Source organism: Streptomyces sp. NPDC058741 (genome assembly GCF_042746715.1).
In the GTDB taxonomy this organism is placed as follows: Bacteria; Actinomycetota; Actinomycetes; order Streptomycetales; family Streptomycetaceae; genus Streptomyces.
Genome location: NZ_JBHYQH010000025.1, coordinates 1 through 16,531, shown reverse-complemented (window position 1 = coordinate 16,531; position 16,531 = coordinate 1). Strand labels below are relative to the sequence as shown.

The 16,531-nt window shown below is 72.2% G+C and carries 15 protein-coding genes and 1 pseudogene; 3 read left to right on the top strand and 13 right to left on the bottom strand.

What is annotated here, in order from left to right; all coding sequences use genetic code 11:
* Positions 1-41 precede the first annotated feature (41 nt).
* The 5 genes from ACFW6P_RS20500 to ACFW6P_RS20480 form a co-directional block, all read right to left on the bottom strand.
* Positions 42-1,748 (bottom strand): uroporphyrinogen-III synthase, encoded by a 1,707-nt coding sequence (locus ACFW6P_RS20500; RefSeq protein ID WP_386355849.1) that lies wholly within the window; start codon positions 1,746-1,748, stop codon positions 42-44.
* On the bottom strand, positions 1,745-2,704 hold the full coding sequence (hemC, locus tag ACFW6P_RS20495) for a hydroxymethylbilane synthase (RefSeq protein WP_386355852.1): 960 nt from the start codon (positions 2,702-2,704) through the stop codon (positions 1,745-1,747). Before hemC ends, ACFW6P_RS20500 begins: the two co-directional genes overlap by 4 nt.
* Positions 2,701-4,452 (bottom strand): glutamyl-tRNA reductase, encoded by a 1,752-nt coding sequence (locus tag ACFW6P_RS20490; RefSeq protein WP_386355855.1) that lies wholly within the window; start codon positions 4,450-4,452, stop codon positions 2,701-2,703. The genes hemC and ACFW6P_RS20490 overlap by 4 nt, the downstream gene beginning before the upstream one ends.
* Complete coding sequence (locus ACFW6P_RS20485; RefSeq protein WP_386355858.1) at positions 4,449-5,204, bottom strand: redox-sensing transcriptional repressor Rex; 756 nt, start codon at positions 5,202-5,204, stop codon at positions 4,449-4,451. Before ACFW6P_RS20485 ends, ACFW6P_RS20490 begins: the two co-directional genes overlap by 4 nt.
* Positions 5,205-5,518: 314 nt before the next feature.
* Positions 5,519-5,794 carry a glutaredoxin family protein gene (locus ACFW6P_RS20480; RefSeq protein ID WP_386355860.1) on the bottom strand — a complete coding sequence of 92 codons (276 nt, stop codon included), beginning with the start codon at positions 5,792-5,794 and terminating at the stop codon, positions 5,519-5,521.
* 163 nt (positions 5,795-5,957) lie between these two features.
* On the opposite strand from ACFW6P_RS20480, the gene ACFW6P_RS20475 reads away from it, so the two are divergent.
* The 3 genes from ACFW6P_RS20475 (at position 5,958) to ACFW6P_RS20465 (ending at position 9,469) form a co-directional block, all read left to right on the top strand.
* Complete coding sequence (locus tag ACFW6P_RS20475) at positions 5,958-6,872, top strand: HAD family hydrolase (RefSeq protein WP_386355862.1); 915 nt, start codon at positions 5,958-5,960, stop codon at positions 6,870-6,872.
* A gap of 350 nt (positions 6,873-7,222) precedes the next feature.
* On the top strand, positions 7,223-7,993 hold the full coding sequence (locus ACFW6P_RS20470) for an ECF subfamily RNA polymerase sigma factor, BldN family (protein WP_386355865.1): 771 nt from the start codon (positions 7,223-7,225) through the stop codon (positions 7,991-7,993).
* A 237-nt stretch (positions 7,994-8,230) separates the two neighbouring features.
* Complete coding sequence (locus ACFW6P_RS20465) at positions 8,231-9,469, top strand: DUF5667 domain-containing protein (RefSeq protein ID WP_386355867.1); 1,239 nt, start codon at positions 8,231-8,233, stop codon at positions 9,467-9,469.
* A gap of 58 nt (positions 9,470-9,527) precedes the next feature.
* Here the strand turns inward: ACFW6P_RS20465 and ACFW6P_RS20460 are convergent, their stop codons facing one another.
* The 8 genes and pseudogenes from ACFW6P_RS20460 to ACFW6P_RS20425 form a co-directional block, all read right to left on the bottom strand.
* Positions 9,528-10,583, bottom strand: a complete 1,056-nt coding sequence (locus tag ACFW6P_RS20460; RefSeq protein ID WP_386355870.1) for a lysophospholipid acyltransferase family protein — start codon at positions 10,581-10,583, stop codon at positions 9,528-9,530.
* Positions 10,584-10,597: 14 nt separating this feature from the next.
* Positions 10,598-11,659, bottom strand: coding sequence for an NAD-dependent epimerase/dehydratase family protein (locus ACFW6P_RS20455; RefSeq protein ID WP_386355873.1), 1,062 nt, complete (start codon positions 11,657-11,659; stop codon positions 10,598-10,600).
* A 216-nt stretch (positions 11,660-11,875) separates the two neighbouring features.
* Positions 11,876-11,974 (bottom strand): 30S ribosomal protein bS22, encoded by a 99-nt coding sequence (locus ACFW6P_RS20450; protein WP_003948845.1) that lies wholly within the window; start codon positions 11,972-11,974, stop codon positions 11,876-11,878.
* A gap of 154 nt (positions 11,975-12,128) precedes the next feature.
* Positions 12,129-12,341 carry a helix-turn-helix domain-containing protein gene (locus tag ACFW6P_RS20445; RefSeq protein WP_004984898.1) on the bottom strand — a complete coding sequence of 71 codons (213 nt, stop codon included), beginning with the start codon at positions 12,339-12,341 and terminating at the stop codon, positions 12,129-12,131.
* Between the two features lie 129 nt (positions 12,342-12,470).
* Positions 12,471-13,286, bottom strand: a complete 816-nt coding sequence (locus ACFW6P_RS20440; RefSeq protein ID WP_386355875.1) for a phosphatase — start codon at positions 13,284-13,286, stop codon at positions 12,471-12,473.
* 92 nt (positions 13,287-13,378) lie between these two features.
* A complete protein-coding gene (locus ACFW6P_RS20435; RefSeq protein WP_386355878.1) occupies positions 13,379-14,551 on the bottom strand; it encodes an acetoin utilization protein AcuC in 1,173 nt (390 codons plus the stop codon).
* A pseudogene (locus tag ACFW6P_RS20430) lies at positions 14,502-15,687 on the bottom strand (MFS transporter). The gene ACFW6P_RS20435 and the pseudogene ACFW6P_RS20430 overlap by 50 nt, the downstream one beginning before the upstream one ends.
* Before the next feature lie 88 nt (positions 15,688-15,775).
* Positions 15,776-16,420 carry an HAD family hydrolase gene (locus ACFW6P_RS20425; protein WP_386424320.1) on the bottom strand — a complete coding sequence of 215 codons (645 nt, stop codon included), beginning with the start codon at positions 16,418-16,420 and terminating at the stop codon, positions 15,776-15,778.
* Positions 16,421-16,531: the final 111 nt, after the last annotated feature.

The window sequence follows — 16,531 nt, the reverse complement described above, 5'->3', positions numbered from 1 at the left end:
CGCCCCGCTCGTCGCGTCGGATCAGGTCAGGACAGGTCAGGTCAGGTCGTGGACCGCCGCCGCCGGCTCCCCGGCCGCCGCTCGCTCGGGCGCGTCACCGGGTCCCCGGCCTCCAGCGCCGCCAGCCGGCGCTTCGCGCCGAAGTCGGCCAGCGCCTCCGCCAGCTTGTGCACCGACGGCTCGGGGGCCATCACGTCGACCCGCAGGCCGTGCTCCTCGGCCGTCTTGGCCGTGGCGGGGCCGATGCAGGCGATCACCGTGACGTTGTGGGGCTTGCCGGCGATGCCGACCAGGTTCCGCACCGTCGAGGACGACGTGAACAGCACCGCGTCGAAGCCACCGCCCTTGATCGCCTCACGCGTCTCCGCCGGCGGCGGCGAGGCCCGCACGGTCCGGTAGGCCGTGACGTCGTCGACCTCCCAGCCCAGCTCGATCAGCCCGGCGACCAGCGTCTCCGTGGCGATGTCGGCGCGCGGCAGGAAGACGCGGTCGATCGGGTCGAAGACGGGGTCGTAGGGCGGCCAGTCCTCCAGGAGACCGGCGGCCGACTGCTCGCCGCTCGGCACCAGGTCGGGCTTCACGCCGAAGGCGATCAGCGCCTTGGCGGTCTGCTCGCCGACCGCCGCGACCTTGATGCCCGCGAAGGCTCGCGCGTCGAGCCCGTACTCCTCGAACTTCTCCCGCACGGCCTTGACCGCGTTCACCGAGGTGAAGGCGATCCACTCGTAGCGGCCCGTCACCAGGCCCTTGACCGCGCGCTCCATCTGCTGGGGCGTGCGCGGCGGCTCGACGGCGATCGTCGGGACCTCGTGCGGCACGGCCCCGTAGGACCGGAGCTGGTCGGAGAGCGACGCCGCCTGCTCCTTGGTGCGCGGCACGAGCACCTTCCAGCCGAACAGCGGCTTGGACTCGAACCACGCGAGCTGGTCGCGCTGGGCGGCGGAGGAACGCTCACCGACCACGGCTATCACCGGCCGGCCACCGTCGGGCGAGGGCAGCACCTTGAGCTGCTTCAGCGTCTGGGCGATCGTGCCGAGCGTGGCGGTCCAGGTGCGCTGCCGGGTGGTGGTGCCGGCGACGGTGACCGTCATCGGGGTGTCCGGCTTGCGCCCGGCGGAGACGAGCTCACCGGCCGCCGCGGCGACGGAGTCCAGCGTCGTGGAGACGACGACCGTGCCGTCCGACGCCCCGACCTCCGTCCAGCACCGGTCCGACGCCGTGCGCGCGTCCACGAACCGCACGTCCGTGCCCCGCGCGTCCCGCAGCGGCACACCGGCGTACGCGGGCACGCCGACGGCGCTCGCGATGCCGGGGACGACCTCGAAGGGCACCCCGGCGGCGGCGCACGCCAGCATCTCCTCGGCGGCGTACGTGTCGAGGCCCGGGTCACCGGACACCGCACGCACGACCCGCCTGCCGCCCCGCGCGGCCTCCATGACAAGATGTGCGGCATCTCGCACCGCGGGGGCGGCGACCGGGGCTGACGTGCCGTCAACTACCGTCAGCTGGGGCGCTCCTGTGCCCGGCGCCGGGTCCTGGGAAGGATCCGTGTCCGTGCGCACCTCGGAGACGCCCTGCCTGGCGTGCTGACGTACGACGTCGAGCACCTCGTGCTCGGCGACGAGGACGTCCGCGTTCGCCAGCGCCTCCACGGCGCGCAGGGTCAGCAGTCCCGGATCTCCGGGTCCGGCACCCAGGAAGGTGACGTGCCCGTGTTCAGGACCGGCGGAAAGGGTGGTGGGGCTCACTGTGCTCGCTCCCCCATCAGACCGGCCGCGCCCTGGGCGAGCATCTCGTCCGCGAGTTCGCGGCCGAGCGCCGTCGCCCCGTCGTGCGTGTCGGGCACGGGACCGGTGGTGGACAGCTGCACCATGCGTGTGCCGTCGGTTGTGCCGACGACGCCCCGCAGGCGCATTTCCTTGACTGCATGCCCGGCTCCCAGGATGTCGGCCAGCGCGCCCACGGGCGCGCTGCAGCCGGCCTCCAGGGCGGCGAGCAGTGACCGCTCGGCCGTCACGGCGACCCGCGTGAACGGGTCGTCGAGCGCGGCGAGCGCGGCGACGAGGTCCGCGTCGCCCGCGGCACACTCGATCGCCAGGGCCCCCTGGCCGGGGGCGGGCAAAATCGCGTCGACCGACAGGAAGTCGGTCACTTCCTCGCTGCGGCCGACCCGGTTCAGTCCGGCGGCGGCCAGCACGACGGCGTCGAGCTCACCGCTGCGCACGAAGCCGATGCGGGTGTCGACGTTGCCGCGGATCGGGACCGTCGTGAGGTCCAGGCCGTGGCTGCGCGCGTACGCGTTGAGCTGGGCCGTGCGGCGCGGTGAGCCGGTGCCTATGCGGGCGCCGGGGGGCAGGTCGGTGAACTTCAGCGCGTCCCGGGCGACGATCACGTCCCGCGGGTCCTCCCGCACGGGCACGGCGGCGATGACCAGCTCCTCGGGCTGCGTGGTCGGCAGGTCCTTCAGCGAGTGCACCGCGAAGTCGACCTCGCCCCCGAGCAGCGCGTCGCGCAGGGCGGTCACGAACACGCCGGTGCCGCCGATCTGCGCGAGCGCCTCACGCGAGACGTCGCCGAACGTGGTGATCTCGACGAGTTCGACGGGCCGCCCGGTCACCCGGCTCACGGCCTCGGCCACCTGCCCGGACTGGGCCATGGCGAGCTTGCTCCGGCGTGTGCCGAGCCTCAGCGCCTTGTCGTTCATGCCGGGCCTCGGTCTCTCTGGGTGGTGCTGTCCCCGGCCCGGGAGACGGCTGCCAGCGTCTCGGGGTCGAGGTCGAACAGGGTCCGCAGCGCGTCCGCGTACCCGGCGCCGCCGGGCTCGGCGGCGAGCTGCTTGACCCGCACGGTCGGCGCGTGCAGCAGCTTGTCCACCACGCGCCGCACGGTCTGGGTGATCTCCGCGCGGTGCTTGTCGTCGAGGCCGGGCAGCCGCCCGTCCAGGCGGGCGATCTCGCTGGCCACGACATCGGCGGCCATGGTGCGCAGGGCGACCACGGTCGGGGTGATGTGCGCGGCCCGCTGTGCGGCCCCGAAGGCCGTGACCTCGTCGGAGACGATGCGCCGGACCAGGTCCACGTCGGCGGCCATCGGGGCGCCCGCGGAGGCCTCCGCCAGCGACTCGATGTCGACCAGCCGCACCCCGGCCAGCCGGTGCACGGCCGCGTCGATGTCGCGCGGCATCGCCAGGTCCAGCAGGAAGAGCACGGGCTCGGGCCGCTGCGGCTCCACGACCGGCTCGGGCCTGCGCCGCTCGGGGATCCGGCCCACGGTGGCGGCGGTCGCGGCGAGCGCGGCGATGGCGTCGGCCTCCGCGGCCGGGTCGGGGGTGCCGGGCCGGGCGGCGGTCGCGGTGCGCTGGGCGCCCGGCGTGCCGTTGTCCACCCACGCGGCGTGCTGTTCCAGATCGGCGGCGGCCATGCCGGCCACGGCCGCCTCGCCCGCCACGGAGAATCCCGCGGTGCCCTGCACGGCGGTGAGGTCCAGCGGGCAGCCGTCCTCGGTGCCGAGGCCGGTGCCCGACGGGTCGCGCTGCGCGCCCGGGCCGGTCGCCCGGCCGGAGCCGCCGCCCGGTGCCGCCGGTCCGTCACCGCCGGGCGCGGCCGACGGCGCGCGGTCCCCGGCGGCCTCGGCGACCGCCTCGGCGGTCAGGACCAGGCCGGTCGCCCCGGTGCAGGAGACGGCGACATCGGCACGTGTCAGCTCGACCGGCACCGACTCCATCGGTACCGCGCGGGCCAGCACGTCCGTGTCGTCGCCCTCGCCGAGTATCTCCGCGAGCCGCTCGGCCCGGTCGAGGGTGCGGTTGGCGATCACGACCTCGGCGACCCCGGCCCGCGCGAGCGTGGCCGCGGCCAGCGAGGACATCGAGCCGGCGCCGATGACCAGGGCCCTCTTGCCCCGCGCCCAGGTCTGCACCTCACCGCCCGCGGCCAGCTGCTCCAGGCCGAAGGTGACCAGGGACTGGCCGGCGCGGTCGATACCGGTCTCGGAGTGGGCGCGCTTGCCGACCCGCAGGGCCTGCTGGAACAGGTCGTTCAGCAGCCGTCCCGCGGTGTGCAGCTCCTGCGCCCGGGCCAGGGAGTCCTTGATCTGGCCGAGGATCTGTCCCTCGCCGACGACCATCGAGTCCAGTCCGCAGGCCACCGAGAAGAGGTGGTGGACGGCCCGGTCCTCGTAGTGCACGTACAGATAGGGGGTGAGCTCCTCCAGGCCGACGCCGCTGTGCTGCGCGAGCAGCGTGGACAGCTCGGCGACACCGGCGTGGAACTTGTCCACGTCGGCGTAGAGCTCGATGCGGTTGCAGGTGGCGAGCACCGCGGCCTCGGAGGCCGGTTCGACGGCGACCGTGTCCTGCAGCAGCTTGACCTGGGCGTCCGCGGCGAGCGAGGCCCGCTCCAGGACGCTGACCGGGGCGCTGCGGTGGGAGAGTCCGACGACGAGGAGGCTCATGCCGGCATCACGGCGGGCATGTCCCCGTCGGGCCCCTGGTCGGCGGAGTCGCTGCGGGCGGCGGGCAGGGCGTCGGCGCTCGCGGCCTCCTCGCCGGCCTTGCGCTGCTCGTGGAAGGCGAGGATCTGCAGCTCGATGGAGAGGTCGACCTTGCGCACGTCGACGCCGTCCGGGACGGACAGCACGGTCGGCGCGAAGTTCAGGATGGAGGTGACCCCGGCGGCCACGAGCCGGTCGCAGACCTGCTGGGCGGCACCGGCGGGGGTGGCGATGACACCGATGGACACGCCGTTGTCCTCGATGATCCGCTCCAGCTCGTCGGAGTGCTGCACCGGGATGCCGGCGACGGGCTTGCCCGCCATGGCCGGGTCGGCGTCGATCAGCGCGGCGACGCGGAAGCCCCGGGAGGCGAACCCGCCGTAGTTGGCGAGCGCGGCGCCGAGGTTTCCGATACCGACGATCACGACCGGCCAGTCCTGGGTCAGGCCCAGCTCGCGGGAGATCTGGTAGACGAGGTACTCGACGTCGTAGCCGACGCCCCTCGTGCCGTACGACCCGAGGTAGGAGAAGTCCTTGCGCAGCTTCGCGGAGTTGACCCCCGCCGCGGCCGCGAGCTCCTCGGAGGAGACCGTGGGCACCGAGCGCTCCGACAGTGCGGTCAGCGCGCGGAGGTACAGCGGAAGCCGGGCGACGGTGGCCTCGGGAATGCCTCGGCTGCGGGTCGCCGGTCGGTGAGTTCGGCCAGTTGCCACGGTGCTCCTGCGGGTAGAGCGGGGCTGTAGGCGGTCATACGTCCCTACATGACCGCCCCGTCGAATGCAGGCTATGTCTTTGTGAACGCGTGCACAAAGATGGTGTCCGATTTGCCCGCCCAACGTGACCGGGCTCACGCACCTCCGGCACACCCATGGGGAACCGGCGCACGGACACCGCCGTTCCTTTTCTTCTGGGGGCGGAACCGCACACTCTCCTCAGTGAATCCCGCCCCCGAGACCAAGTCGCCGTCGATCCCAAGCGACTCCCGACCCGCTTTGTACTCATCGGTCAGTCGTCCCGGCGGTCCGGCTCAGTCGGTCAGCGCCTTGCGCAGGCGGTCCTCGTTCACGCGCCAGAAGGTGTGCTGTGCGCCGTCGAGCAGCACGACGGGGATCTGCTCCCAGTACCGGTCGTGCAGTTCGCGGTCCTCGGTGATGTCCTTCTGCTCCCAGGGGACTCCCAGATCTCCGCACACCTTCTCCACGACGACCTGTGCCTCGTCGCACAGGTGACAGCCGGGCTTGCGGATCAGGGTCACGAGCCGGTCCCGAGGGGGCCTGCGGCGGAAGAGACTCATGCCGGCCATTGTCGCGCGCCCGCGCACGGGGGGAAGACCCGCGCAAGCACCAGCGGACACGCCGGGTGCCCTCGGCCCCGTTCCGCCTCTTTAACGACACGCTCGCCGAGAGTTCACACGCTCCGAACGTCGCGGCTCCGGATCCCCCGGACGACATGGCTATGCTCACGCCATGGCCGCTCTCGGATGGCTCACACCCCGTAGGCGCTCCGCCACGGCGCGGAGCGTTTTGGCAGGCGAGGCCTCGGCGGAGGCTGCCCGCAAATCCACGCAGGAAGCCGCCGGCACGACGGAACCGCAGTTCCCGGTACACGGCGACGACCGCGCCGCCGCCTTCTTCGACCTGGACAACACCGTCATGCAGGGCGCCGCCCTCTTCCACTTCGGGCGGGGCCTGTACAAGCGGAAGTTCTTCGAGACGCGCGAGCTCGCCCGCTTCGCCTGGCAGCAGGCGTGGTTCCGGCTGGCCGGGGTCGAGGACCCCGAGCACATGCAGGAGGCCCGCGACTCGGCGCTGTCCATCGTCAAGGGCCACCGCGTCGCCGAGCTGCAGTCGATCGGCGAGGAGATCTACGACGAGTACATGGCCGAGCGCATCTGGCCGGGCACCCGCGCCCTCGCCCAGGCCCACCTGGACGCGGGCCAGAAGGTGTGGCTGGTGACGGCGGCCCCCGTAGAGATCGCCCAGGTGATCGCCCGCCGCCTCGGCCTGACCGGCGCGCTCGGCACGGTCGCCGAGTCCGTCGACGGCGTCTACACCGGCAAGCTCGTCGGCGAACCGCTGCACGGCCCCGCGAAGGCCGAGGCGGTCCGCGCGCTGGCCCTCGCGGAGGGCCTGGACCTGCGCCGCTGCGCCGCCTACAGCGACTCGCACAACGACATCCCGATGCTCTCGCTGGTCGGCCACCCCTACGCCATCAACCCGGACCCCAAGCTGCGCAAGCACGCCCGGCAGCTGGACTGGCGCCTGCGCGACTACCGCACCGGCCGCAAGGCCGCCAAGGTCGGCCTCCCGGCCGCGGCCGGCGTCGGCGCGGTCGCCGGCGGCACGGCGGCCGCCATCGCCCTGCACCGCCGCCGCCGCTGACCCGTCCGATCAAACCGGGACACCTTCGTGTCCGGGATGACACACCACGTCAATCCAACTGGCGTACCCCCACAACCGCCTGTCCAGTCCTCTTGGCTGCACACGGCCATAAGACGCCCTGCACTCAGGCGCCATACGAACCGTTTCGATCAACAACCGTGCAAGATCAGGCACTTGATCCGGTGTCAATCGGTTACGGAAGCGACGCAATCGACGATTTGAGCAACTCGGTGTAGTAGCTCCTGCACGAAGCGTTATTCTCCTCAGACGCAATCCGGTACCCCTCCGTCGCTACGACGGGTGAACGGTTCCGTACTGCACGTGATGGAAGCTCTGCCTCTGGGAGTCCCGTGTACCCACACGTCGGGGTTGACGCCTCGGGCCTGGCTACGCTGCGCGCAACGGTCCTCGACCTGTTGCGCGGCTTCGTCCCCACCGCGTACGCCGTCCCCGCATTCGCCACCGCCGCGCCCGTAGGCCCGTGCTACGCACTGGCCGACGGCAGCGCCGCGGTCGGCAGACGAGGGCGCCCGTCCGGGGCGGCCACCGCACGCCGGCCCGCCGCGGACAGCGACAGTGCCCGGATGATGGACCTCGTGGAGCGCGCCCAGGCCGGCGAGGCCGACGCCTTCGGCCGCCTCTACGACCAGTACAGCGACACCGTGTACCGGTACATCTACTACCGGGTCGGGGGCAGGGCGACCGCCGAGGACCTCACCAGCGAGACCTTTCTGCGCGCCCTGCGCCGCATCGGCACCTTCACCTGGCAGGGGCGCGACTTCGGCGCCTGGCTCGTCACGATCGCCCGCAACCTGGTCGCGGACCACTTCAAGTCCAGCCGTTTCCGTCTCGAGATCACCACCGGCGAGATGCTCGACGCCAACGAGGTCGAGCGCTCCCCCGAGGACTCCGTCCTGGAGTCCCTCTCCAACGCCGCCCTGCTCGACGCCGTACGGCGGCTCAACCCCCAGCAGCAGGAGTGTGTGACGCTCCGCTTCCTCCAGGGCCTCTCGGTCGCCGAGACGGCCCGGGTCATGGGCAAGAACGAGGGCGCCATCAAGACCCTCCAGTACCGGGCCGTCCGCACCCTCGCCCGGCTCCTCCCGGAAGACGCCCGCTGATGGGGACCGCACCCTCGGCTACGGTCAACTCACCGTGCGTGAGACTTCGTTGACTCCGGTATTCGGCAGGCCGGTGTCCGTAACCCAAGTGCCACGCCGCTCGTTGTGCGGGATGCAGGCTCCCTGTGGTCACCCCCTGGCCGACTCCGCTCACCCGATCGTGTGGTCGCCGTCAGGGTGTGCAACCCTCAGGACCCCCTGGGGAGTCGACCGTCATGACGAGAGGAGGTGCCGCCAGTGATCGCGAACGTATCGGCGCACCGGCGGGCGAACGCCTTCGCCCAGGCCCTGGAGGAGCAGTCCGAGCAGGGCACGGCGGCCGAGCAGTCCGAAGGATCGCCCCCGGCCCCGGCGGCCGCGGACCCGACCGAGGAAGCGCGCCTGCTGGCGCTCGCCTCCGGTCTGGACGCGTTGCCCAAGCCGGTGCTCGACCCGGAGGTCAAGGTCGTCCAGCGGGCCCAGCTGGTGGCCGCGTTCGAGGCCATGCTCCAGGAGGGCACCGCAGGAGGCGGGGCGACGGACCGCGCGGTCCCCGGGCAGCGCTCCACCCGGGCCCGTGGCGCCCACCGCGCGACGCTGAAGAAGCTGCGACCGCGGTCCCGCCTCGCCAAGGGCCTCACCGCGGGCGGGCTCAGCGTCGGCCTGGCCGCGAGCGCCCTGGGCGGCGTCTCCGCCGCCAGCTCCGACGCCCTGCCCGGTGACTCGCTCTACGGCCTCAAGCGCGGCATCGAGGACGTCAAGCTCGGCCTTGCCGACGGGGCGGACGAACGCGGCCGGGTCTACCTCGACCACGCGTCCACCCGGCTCAGCGAGGCCCGGCGCCTCATGGAGCGCGGCCGCAGCGGCCCGCTGGACCACGAGTCCCTGGGCGAGATCCGCCGCGCCCTGTCCGCGGTGCGGCACGACGCGTCCGAGGGCCACCGGCTGCTGAGCGAGGCGTACGAGCACGACCCGGACTCACTCGGCCCCATCCAGGCCCTGTCCGCGTTCTCCCGCTCCCACCGCCAGACCTGGGGCGAGCTGCGCGACCGGCTGCCCGTGCAGCTCGGGGACGTCAGCGAGCAGGTGTCGTCCGTCTTCGACGCCATAGAGCAGGACGTCGCCCCGCTGCGCTCCCTGCTGCCCGAGCCCCCGGCCCAGGGCGGCGACGACGGCAAACGCCGGGGGGCATCCGAGGCGGCCCCCAGCGGCTCCTCCGGCACCGACCACTCGACGCGGCCCAGCGACGGCGGCAGCCGCGACAGCGACGAGGGCCGCACGAGCAGCCCCAGCAGCTCGGCGGGCTCCGGCAGCGAGAGCGACGGCCTGCTCGGGGGCAGCACGGGCGGTCTCCTCGACCCGCCGAAGGACAGCGAGACGAGCACCAGCCCGTCCGCTGACGGCGTCACACCGACCCCCGAGCCGGATGTGACCCTCCCGCCCCTGCTGCCCGGCCTGCTGCCCGGGCTCGGCATCGACAGCGAGGACGCGGGCTAGACGACATCGGTGGGGCGCCCCTCGGCGAGGGGCGCCCCACCGGCGTGCCCGGGCGGGCTCAGAAGAAGACCGACCGCCGCTGCACCAGCAGCTTGTACAGCGTGTGCTGGATCTGCTCCCGGACCTGGTCGGTCAGGTTGAACATCAGCATCGGGTCCTCGGCGGCCTCCGGCGGATAGCCGTCCGTCGGGATCGGCTCACCGAACTGGATCGTCCACTTGGTCGGCAGCGGCACCGCGCCGAGCGGCCCGAGCCAGGGGAACGTCGGCGTCAGCGGGAAGTACGGGAACCCCAGCAGCCGGGCGACCGTCTTCGCGTTGCCGATCATCGGGTAGATCTCCTCGGCCCCGACGATCGAGCACGGCACGATCGGCGTCCCCGCGCGCAGGGCCGTCGAGACGAAACCGCCGCGGCCGAAGCGCTGCAGCTTGTAGCGGTCCGCGAAGGGCTTGCCGAGGCCCTTGAAGCCCTCCGGCATCACCCCGACCAGCTCGCCCTCATGCAGCAGCCGCGCCGCGTCCTCGGCACACGCCAGGGTGTGGCCGAGCTTGCGGGCCAGCTCGTTGACCACCGGCAGCATGAACACCAGGTCCGCGGCGAGCAGCCGCAGATGCCGGCCGGCCGGGTGGTTGTCGTGGACGGCGACCTGCAGCATGAGGCCGTCCATCGGCAGCGTCCCCGAATGGTTGGCGACGATCAGGGCGCCGCCCTCCGACGGGATGTTCTCGATGCCCTTCACCTCGACCCGGAAGTACTTCTCGTACAGCGGGCGCAGCAACGACATCAGGACCTGGTCGGTCAGCTCCTCGTCGTAGCCGAAGTCGTCGACCTCGTAGTCGCCGGTGAGGCGGCGGCGCAGGAAGGCCAGGCCGCCCGCGATCCGCCGCTCCAGGCCACCGTCGCCGCCCCGGGGCCCCTCCGGGGGCTGCTCCCCGGCCGTCACGGGCTCATCATCCTGCGGGACCTCCCCGGTGGGCAGGGGCTGCACCTCACGGACCGGCGTGGACTCCGTGCCCGGGCGGCGGTTCCCCGCGCTCCGGCGCCGCTGGGGGCGCTGCGCGGCGCTCCCCCGGGACCGGTCGTCGTCGAACGGAATGACCTTGGCGTCCACCATCGTTGATGCGCTCCTCAGTCGGCGCTCTGCGCCGGGCTCTGACCGCCGCCCGCCAGGGGCAGCGCGGCGATCCGGTCGACGGCCTCCGCGACGGCCTCGGGCGGAAGGAGTCCCGGTCCTCGGCTGCGGGCGAAGTCCGCGAACGTCTCCGCGGTCGTGTACTTGGGCTGGAATCCCAGCGTCTCGCGCATCTGGCCCGTGGAGACGACCCGGCCGTGGGTGAGCAGCCGGATCTGTTCCGGCGAGAAGTCCGACATGCCCAGCGTGCGCAGCAGCGAGCCCGCCCAGACGACGGCGGGGAGCAGCAGGGGCACCGTGGGGCGCCCGAGGCGACGGGAGCACTGGGACAGCAGCAGGACTCCGTCGCCGGCGATGTTGAAGGTGCCGCTGTTGAGCGTGCCCCGCCGGGGCTCGTGGGAGCCGAGCCGCAGCACCTCGATCACATCGTCCTCGTGCACGAACTGCAGCCGGGGGTCGTAGCCGAACACCGTCGGCAGGACCGGCAGCGCGAAGTACGAGGCGAGCGGGGTGTCCGCGCTCGGGCCGAGGATGTTGGCGAACCGCAGCACGCACACCGCCACGTCCGGCCGCCGCCGCGCGAAGCCCCGCACATAGCCCTCGACCTCGACGGTGTCCTTGGCGAAGCCGCCGCTGGGCAGCGACTTGGGCGGGGTCGTCTCGGTGAAGACGGCCGGATCACGCGGCGCCGAACCGTAGACGTTGGTGCTGGACTTCACGACCAGCCGCTGCACGGCCGGCGACTTCTGGCAGGCACCGAGCAGCTGCATGGTGCCGATGACGTTGGTCTCCTTCAGGGACGCCCGGTTGCCGCTGCCCAGCGGGGTGCCCGTCACGTCGAGGTGGACGACCGTGTCGGCGCCCGTCTCGGCGAGCACCCGCGCGATCCCGGGCTGCCGGATGTCCGCCTGGACGAAGTCGGCCCCGCCCAGATGGTGCTCGGGCGGCACCGCGTCCACGGCGATCACCCGGTCCACCTCGGGGTCACGCTGGATCCGCCGGACGAACCGGCCCCCCAGCGGGCGGGCCACTGCGGTGACGAGCACGACCTTGCCCAAGATCAGCGCCTTCCTTCAGAAACCTCTGGTCCCGCCGCGTTCCCCCGTGGGGCCAACTTAGCGGGTCCGCGGTGCGCTGTGACGACCCCGCGATGCCCGAGGCGAACGAAGCAGCCGTACGTACGAGCGGCAACAACCGCGAGCCGGTACGACTGTGGCCCCCCACCGACCGGTGAGGGGCCACAGCAACGCTCTCGCGCAGTCCGCGCCGCGAACCTACTTCTTGTTACGACGCTGAACGCGCGTGCGCTTGAGCAGCTTGCGGTGCTTCTTCTTCGCCATCCGCTTGCGCCGCTTCTTGATAACAGAGCCCACGACTACCCTCGCTCACTTCTCATCACTCGGTGTTTGGGCGCCATGGGCCCATACGACCTACGAGGGGCCAGCCTACCCAACCGAGCGCTGAGGTCGTAATCGAGGTGCCCGGGGCGATCCCGACGTGCCCTCTGGGGATCACCCCGGCCAGTCGTCAGGCGGTTTCCACCCCCACGTAACTCTCGCGGAGGTACTCGTGAACCGCTTGCTCCGGGACGCGGAAGGACCGCCCCACACGGATCGCGGGCAGATGACCGCTGTGCACCAGCCGGTACACGGTCATCTTCGACACTCGCATCACCGAGGCGACTTCCGCCACGGTAAGGAACTGAACCTCGTTCAGAGGCCTTTCGCCAGCTGCAGCCATGACACACCTGAACCTTCCGCACTCGACGGCCACCGGCTTCCCCTTCCGGTGACTCTTCGTCGCTGCGTGCTCACTCCCCAATGTAGAGGCGGGTGATGCGAGTGGGGAAGAGGTGCACCCATCGGCGGCCTACTGTGACAGACACGCCCGATTGATTACGTAGCGGGTCAGCGGCAGGTAGTAATCGGACCGGACGCCGTCATCGAGTGGGACGACGACGGAAACGGACCCCTCGGCCTCCCCCACGAACAGCGCCGGGTCGTCCGTGTCGGCCGGGCCGATGGCCTCGAACCCCAGCTGACCTGCCCCGCAGGCCCAGCCGTGGTCCCCGATCACCAGCTCGGGCAGAGGCCCGCCGGCCTCCGCGGCAGCGGCCAGCGCCGTACGGACCGGCAGGGGTGAGTGCGTATGCGCGCCGGGCTCACAACCGGGGCGTTCCGCGCCGGGTGTCCGCACCAGCGCGACGCCTCGTACGTAGTCGAGGTGGTGCGTGCGTAGACCGAACCGGGTCGTCATGTCGACACAGCGACCCTGCGCCGGGGTGAGGACGGCACATCCCGCCGCCGACAGCGCGTCTGCCAGAGCGGCGTAGAAACCGAGCAGCCGGTGCGGGTGACCGGTGCCGAGAAGCACGGGCGCACCCCGCCGGGCGGCGTCGGCCAGACGGTCCGCGAAGGCGTCCAGCGCGACCAGCGTACGCTCCGGATCGATCACATCCTGGCCGGAAGTCTCCCGGAAGTCGGCCGAAACCCCACACCGGTCCGCCATCAACTCGATCACGTCCCGCTGCTCCCAGGCACCCTCGGGATCGATCCCGAGGAGCACCCGGGGGTCCCGCGCGGCGAAGAGCCGGTAGCTGCGCAGGCTCTCCTCACGCGAGGTGGCCACGGTACCGGCGAGCCGCGCGCCCACCAGGTGCGCACGCAGAGCTTCGGAGGTCAGCACGAAAAGATCGTCCGTGACCGGAGCCGCACATGTCCCCGGAAACCCCGGAACACCGCACGACCGGCGTACGGACCGCCCTCACCGGCCGGGCGTCACGCCAGCAGCCCCCGCAGCGGGAACACCGCCCGCCGGACCGCCAGCACCGCCTGGTCCAGCCGGTCGGCCGGGTCGTAGCCCTCCTCCCAGGAGGCCCACCGAACGGGCCAGCGCCCGTCCGTCATCCGCCCCGGGGCCAGCTGCCGCGTCCTCGCGAACACGTGCTGCCGCCATGACTCCGGGATCACCGACTCCGGGTCCACGGCCCGGCCCGCAGCGATCGCGACCAGATGCGTCCAGGACCGCGGCACGACGTCCACCACGGCGTAGCCGCCCCCTCCCAGGGCCACCCACCGCCCGTCGGCGTGCGCGTGCGCCAGGTCGTGACAGGCCGCCTGCACCGCCCGCTGCGCGTCCAGCGACACCGCCAGATGCGCCAGCGGATCCTCGAAGTGCGTGTCGGCCCCGTGCTGCGTCACCAGCACCTGCGGCCGGAAGTCGGCGATCAGCTCCGGCACGACCGCGTGGAACGCCCGCAGCCACCCCGCGTCCCCGGTCCCGGCCGGCAGCGCCACGTTCACCGCCGAGCCCTCCGCCGACTCCGGCCCGGTCTCCTGCGGCCACCCGGTCTGCGGGAACAGCGTCCGGGGATGCTCGTGCAGCGAGATCGTCAGCACCCGCGGGTCGTCCCAGAAGGCCGCCTGCACCCCGTCCCCGTGATGCACGTCGACATCGACGTACGCCACCCGCTCGGCGCCCAGCTCCAGCAGCCGGGCGATCGCCAGCGAGGCGTCGTTGTAGACGCAGAACCCGGAGGCGCCGCCCGGCATCGCGTGGTGCAGCCCGCCCGCGAAGTTCACCGCGTGCAGCGCCTCACCCCGCCACACCGCCTCCGCCGCCCCGACCGACTGCCCGGCGATCAGCGACGACACCTCGTGCATCCCCGCGAACGCCGGATCGTCCACAGTCCCCAGCCCGTACGACTGGTCCGCCGCCCCCGGATCCGCCGAGGCGGCCTTCACGGCCTCGATGTAGTCCTGCCGGTGGACGAGCCGCAGCGTCGACTCCCCGGCCGCCTTGGCGGCCACCACGTCCACCTCCCGGTCCAGCCCGAAGGCGTCGACGAGCCTCCGGGTCAGGGCGAGGCGGACGGGGTCCATCGGATGCCCCGGACCGAAGTCATAGCCCGTTACTGCCTCGTCCCACATCAGCTGTGCGCGGCCGCTCATGCCCGCCACCGTATCGGTCGGGCCGAGGCGCGAACGACCGGGCGTACACCAGCGTCACCAGCACCAACACCATCGGCACGAGCATCGCCCCGCGGTAGCTCCACAGCTCGCCGAGCGCACCCACCAAAGGCGAACCGACCAGGAACCCCACGTAGTTGAAGACGTTCAGCCGCGCCACGACCGCGTCCGAAGCCCCCGGGAACAGCCTCCCGGCCGCCGCGAAGGTCTGCGGCACCAGCACGCACAACCCCAGCCCCAGCAGGGTGAACCCCAGCATCCCGACCCACGCCCCGGGCGCTGCCGCCACCACCGCGAACCCACCGGCCGCCACCAGCGCACCCGCCCGCACGACCGCCACGGCCCCGAACCGCCGCACCCCGAAGTCCCCGATGGTCCGCCCCAGCAGCGTCGTGACCATGTACACGTTGTACGGCACCGTCGCCAGCTGCTCCGAACTGCCGAGCACGTCCTGCAGGTACTTCGCGCTCCAGTGGGAGACCGTCGAGTCCCCGATGTACGCGACCGTCATCACCAGGCACAGCGGCAGCAGCCACCGGAAGACGACGACCCGCTCCTCCCCCTCGGCCTTCTCCCGCGCCCCGGTCGTCGACGTACCACCGGCTCCCCACCAGCACGGCCGGCAGGTACGACACCCGCAACGCCAGCCCCCCGTGCGCCCCCACCCACGCCAGCGAGGCCCCCACGATCCCGCCCAGGCTGTAGGCCGCGTGGAAACTGAGCATGATGCTGCGCCCGTACGCCCGCTGCAGGCTCACCCCGAGCATGTTCACCGACGCGTCCAGCATCCCGACGGCCAGCCCGAACACGGCGAGCGCGACCGCGAGTTCCACCCTCCGCTCCCCGGCCCCGACACCGAGCAGCGCCAGCAGCACCACCGGCTGCGACCACCGCAGCAGCCGGCTCGGAGGGAGCCGCCGCACCAGCCGCTCGGTGGCGACACTCCCGATGCCCGCGAGGATCGGCACCGCGGCCAGGAACGCCGGCAGCAGGGCGTCGGACACCCCGTACCGGTCCTGGACGGCGGGGATCCGCGTCACGAGCAGAGCGAAGGCGATCCCCTGCACGAAGAAGCCGAACGCCAGCGAGCCCCTGCCGCGCCGCAGCACATCAGTCATGGCGGCGAGCGTAGGGCTCGGGCTTACCCGTGGGTAGATCCAGCCGAAGATGAATGCGGTTCAGCTTCCTTCGGTTGCCACGCGCTTCTCACGCGAGCAGGTCGGGCAGCTCGGCCATGTCGGAGAAGAGCCGTCCGGCCCCGGCCAGCCGCTCCGCGGGCGTCATGGCGGTGAAGCCGTGGACGTCCATGCCGGCCGCGACCGCCGCCTGCACCCCCAGTGGACTGTCCTCGACGACGACGCACCGCTCCGGCGCCACCCCCATCCGCTCGGCCGCGTGCAGGAACAGGTCCGGCGCCGGCTTCCCCCTGCCCACGTCCTCCGAACTGAAGATCCGCCTCTCGTCGAAGAACCGGTCGAGTCCGGTCGTCCGGTGCCCCACCCGGATCCGCTCATGGCTTCCGGACGACGCCACGCAGTACGGCACGGAGTCGGCGACGAGCTTCTGCAGGACCTCCTCGACTCGGGGCACCGGTTTCAGGTCCTGTTCGAAGGCGGCGAAGACCCAGGCGTGGAAGACGTCGTCGAAGTCGGCCGGCAGCCGCTGCCCGGTCCGCTCCCGCACCAGGTCGTGAATGCGGTGCATGGCGGAGCCCATGTAGTCGCGCAGGGAGTCCTCGTACGACGTCGGGTGGCCGAGCTCGGTCAGATAGGCGGCCAGCAGCCGGTTGGAAATCGGTTCGCTGTCGACGAGGACACCGTCGTTGTCGAAGATCACGAGGTCGTAGCGCATGATTCGAGCGTAAACGCAGAGAACCCCCGCATCACCAGATGCGGGGGTTCTCCCAATAATTGTTCGGCGGCGTCCTACTCTCCCACAGGGTCCCCCCTGCAGTACCATCGG